We start from the raw sequence: 4,193 nt of genomic DNA on the forward strand, positions 1-4,193 counted from the left end.
AAACGCCCGGTTACATTCCGAACCCGGAAGCTAAGCCTCACAGCGCCGATGGTACTGCAGGGGGGACCCTGTGGGAGAGTAGGACGCCGCCGAACAATTTTTGGAGGACCCTTGGTCCCAGCGTCCACGCTGGGACCAAGGGTCCTTTTGTTTTTGTCGAAGCGCGCCGGCCTGCAGGCTGCGCGAGAATGACTGCGGTACCGAAGACTAGGAGTCACCGATGTCCCCCAACTCTCCCGATGAGCGACCGGAGCGCGATCAGCGCAGCCGGGACGGTGGTGACCGGGGCGGATACCGCGGGGCTCCCCGACGCGACAACGACCGCAACGATCGCGGTGACCGCGGCGGGTTCCGTCGCGACGACAACCGTGCTGGCGGCGGTGGCGGTGGGTACCGCGGGCGTGATGACCGTCGGGACGACCGGCGTGATGGCGACCGGGACCGCGGTGGACGTCCCCCGTTCCGGCGCGATGACCGGCCCAGCGGACGCGATGACCGGCCCAGCGGGCCGCGTCGTGATGACCGTGACCGTGGTGGGTTCCGGCGTGATGACCGGTCCGTCTCCGGTGCGCCGCGTCGCGATGACCGTCGTGACAATGACCGTGGTGACCGTGGCGGGTTCCGTCGCGACGACCGTGGTGACAGCGGTCGTCCTCCTTTCCGCCGTGATGACCGTCGTGACGATCGGCGTGATGACCGTCGTGACAACGACCGCGGTGACCGCGGTGGCTTCCGTCGCGACGACAACCGTGGTGGCGGCGGTGGCGGTGGCTACCGCGGGCGCGATGACCGGGCGCCGCGCGGGGACGACCGTGGTGGGTTCCGGCGTGATGACCGGTCCGTCTCCGGTGCGCCGCGTCGCGATGACCGTCGTGACAATGACCGTGGCGGCTTCCGTCGCGACGACCGCGGCGACAGCGGTCGTCCTCCTTTCCGCCGTGATGACCGCCGTGACGACCGTCGCGACGGTGACCGTCCCGCTTTCCGCCGCGACGACAACCGTGGCGGTGGCGGTGGCTACCGCGGGCGCGATGACCGGGCGCCGCGCGGGGACGACCGTGGTGGGTTCCGGCGTGATGACCGGTCCGTCTCCGGTGCGCCGCGTCGCGATGACCGTCGTGACAATGACCGTGGCGGCTTCCGTCGCGACGACCGCGGCGACAGCGGTCGTCCTCCTTTCCGCCGTGATGACCGCCGTGACGACCGTCGCGACGGTGACCGTCCCGCTTTCCGCCGTGATGACCGTCGTGACGATCGGCGTGATGACCGTCGCGACAACGACCGCGGTGACCGCAGTGGCTTCCGTCGTGACGACAACCGTGGCGGCGGTGGCGGTGGCTACCGCGGGCGCGATGACCGGGCGCCGCGCGGGGACGACCGTGGGCGTGCGCCGCGGCGTGACGACCGGGGTGGGCGTCCCGGTGGGTTCCGTGGGCGTGACGACCGGCGTGACGACCGGCGTGACGGCGACCGCGGTGGGTACCGCGGTGGGCGTGACGACCGCGATCGCGAGCCCATCAAGCGGCTGCCGATCCCGGACGACGTCACGGGGCACGAGATCGACAAGGACGTACAGCAGGAGCTGCAGAGCCTTCCCAAGGGGCTGGCCGAGGACGTCGCCAGGAACCTGGTGATGGTCGCCAAGCTCATCGACGAGGAGCCCGAGGAGGCCTACGCCTACTCGCGGATCGCCCTGCGGCTGGCTTCCAGGGTCGCCGCCGTGCGTGAGGCCGCAGGCTTCGCCGCGTACGCGACCCAGAAGTACAGCGAGGCGCTCGCCGAGTTCCGGGCCGCTCGCCGGATGACCGGCAGTGTCGATCTGTGGCCTGTCATGGCGGACTGCGAACGCGGTCTCAACCGGCCCGAGAAGGCGCTGGAGATGGCCGGTGCCCCCGAGGTGCACAAGCTCGACAAGGCGGGGCAGGTCGAGATGCGGCTCGTCGCCGCCGGGGCGCGCCGCGACCTGGACCAAATCGACGCCGCCATCGTGACCCTGCAGAGCCCCGAGCTGGCGTCGAACTCCGCGCAGCCCTGGACGGCGCGACTGCGGTACGCGTACGCCGACGCGCTGCTCGCAGCGGGGCGCGAGGACGAGGCGCGTGAGTGGTTCGCCAAGGTCGTCGAGTCCGACAAGGACGGCAGCACCGACGCATCGGACCGGCTCGCGGAGCTGGAAGGCGTCGCGTTCGTCGACGCCCTGGTGGAGGACGAGGAGCCGGACGAGGACGCCGGTCGCGGCGAGAGCGCGGGGGACTCGGAAGACTCCGCGGACTCCGTCGACGCCGACGCCGACGCCGACGCCGACGCCGACGCCGACGACTCCGCGGACGTCGTGGAGCCGGTTCGTCGGGATGCCGACGAGGGCTGACCTGCTGCATCAGCGGTGTGAGGTATGAAGGGCGGGCTCCTGAGGGGGCCCGCCCTTCGCGTTTCGTGACCTCGTGGAAAAAAGTTCGGGGGCGGTGTCGAGAATCCCCGACCGGCTCCGTCCCCGTAGTGAATGTGACCAGAATGGGTCGCACAACATCGAGGAGAAGCACGATGGCCAAGTACCTGCTGCTCAAGCACTACCGTGGCGCCCCGGCTCCGGCCAACGACGTGCCGATGGACCAGTGGACGCCGGAGGAGATCTCGGCGCACGTGCAGTACATGCGGGACTTCGCGGACCGGCTGGAGAAGACCGGTGAGTTCGTCGACGGTCAGGCGCTGGCGCCCGAGGGGACGTTCGTGCGGTACGACGGTGAGGGGCGCCCGCCGGTCACCGACGGCCCGTTCGCCGAGACCAAGGACCTCATCGCGGGCTGGATGGTGATCGACGTAGACAGCTACGAGCGCGCCGTGGAGCTGGCCGGTGAGCTGTCCGCCGCTCCAGGGGCGGGCGGGGAGCCGATCCACGAGTGGCTGGAGCTGCGCCCGTTCCTGAGCGAGCCGCCGACCATCTCGGAGTGAGCCCGGCCATGAACGAGGCCCTGCTCCGGAGCCTCACGCCGGGTGTGCTCGGCATCCTCGTCCGCCGCGGAGCCGACTTCGCGGCGGCCGAGGACGCCGTGCAGGACGCGCTGATCGAGGCGCTCCGCGTCTGGCCGGCCGACCAGCCCAGGGATCCGAAGGGCTGGCTGGTCACCGTGGCCTGGCGCCGGTTCCTCGACGCGGCCCGGGCGGACACCGCTCGTCGCCGGCGTGAGGACGTCGTCGAGGAGGAGCCGGCGCCGGGGCCCGCGCCCGGGGTGGACGACACCCTCCAGCTCTACTTCCTGTGCGCCCACCCCTCGCTGACGCCGTCGTCCGCGGTGGCGCTCACGCTGCGCGCCGTCGGCGGCCTCACCACCCGCCAGATCGCCCAGGCCTACCTGGTGCCCGAGGCGACCATGGCGCAGCGCATCAGCCGGGCCAAGCGCACCGTCTCCGCCGTACGGTTCGACAGGCCGGGGGACGTCGCGACCGTGCTGCGCGTCCTCTACCTGGTCTTCAACGAGGGCTACTCCGGGGACGTCGACCTCGCCGCCGAGGCCATCCGGCTGACCCGGCAGCTCGCCGCCGCGATCGACCACCCCGAGGTGGCGGGGCTCCTCGCGCTCATGCTGCTCCACCATGCCCGGCGCGCCGCACGGACCGCGCCCGACGGCAGCCTGGTGCCGCTCGCCGAGCAGGACCGGAGCCGGTGGGACACGCGGGGGATCGCCGAGGGGGTGGCCGTTCTGCAGGCGGCCCTCGCCCGCGACCGGCTCGGCGAGTTCCAGGCGCAGGCCGCCGTCGCGGCGCTGCACGCCGACGCGCCCACCCCCGGGGAGACCGACTGGGTGCAGATCGTGGAGTGGTACGACGAGCTCGTGCGGTTGACCGACAGTCCGGTCGTCCGGCTCAACCGGGCGGTGGCCGTCGGGGAGGCCGACGGGCCGCGCGCGGGCCTGGCGGCGCTCTCCGTACTCGACGACGCACTGCCCCGGTACACCGCGGTGGCGGCCTATCTCCACGAGCGCGACGGCGATCCGGTGACGGCGGCACGGCTGTACGCCGAGGCCGCCCGGAAGGCGTCCGACCTCGCCGAGCGCGATCACCTGACGCGGCAGGCCGCCCGGCTCAACGCCCGGCGCCGGGCCTAGGTGTATTGACCCGCAGCGTTGTTCACACGGGTGATCGGTGGCTTGCCTCCGAGTGCGGTGTGGCAGCGGTGGTGGTTGTAGGTGTGCAGG

At 71.9% G+C, this 4,193-nt stretch carries 3 protein-coding genes, 1 rRNA gene and 1 pseudogene; all 5 read left to right on the forward strand.

All coding sequences use genetic code 11. From position 1 onward, the window contains the following. Positions 1–95 (forward strand): 5S ribosomal RNA (rrf, locus tag ACFVYL_RS37645); the annotation flags it as partial. 125 nt (positions 96–220) lie between these two features. Continuing rightward, positions 221–1,048, forward strand: a pseudogene (locus ACFVYL_RS37650) (tetratricopeptide repeat protein); the annotation flags it as partial. A 477-nt stretch (positions 1,049–1,525) separates the two neighbouring features. Further along, the gene (locus ACFVYL_RS37655) at positions 1,526–2,368 is read left to right on the forward strand and encodes a hypothetical protein (protein WP_389724767.1); all 843 of its coding nucleotides are present in this window, start codon (positions 1,526–1,528) and stop codon (positions 2,366–2,368) included. Positions 2,369–2,541: 173 nt separating this feature from the next. Beyond that, on the forward strand, positions 2,542–2,949 hold the full coding sequence (locus tag ACFVYL_RS37660) for a YciI family protein (protein WP_389724764.1): 408 nt from the start codon (positions 2,542–2,544) through the stop codon (positions 2,947–2,949). Positions 2,950–2,957: 8 nt separating this feature from the next. Next, positions 2,958–4,103, forward strand: a complete 1,146-nt coding sequence (locus tag ACFVYL_RS37665; RefSeq protein WP_389724770.1) for an RNA polymerase sigma factor — start codon at positions 2,958–2,960, stop codon at positions 4,101–4,103. Positions 4,104–4,193 lie beyond the last annotated feature (90 nt).

This window comes from Streptomyces sp. NPDC058308, from assembly GCF_042880275.1.
Classification (GTDB): domain Bacteria; phylum Actinomycetota; class Actinomycetes; order Streptomycetales; family Streptomycetaceae; genus Streptomyces.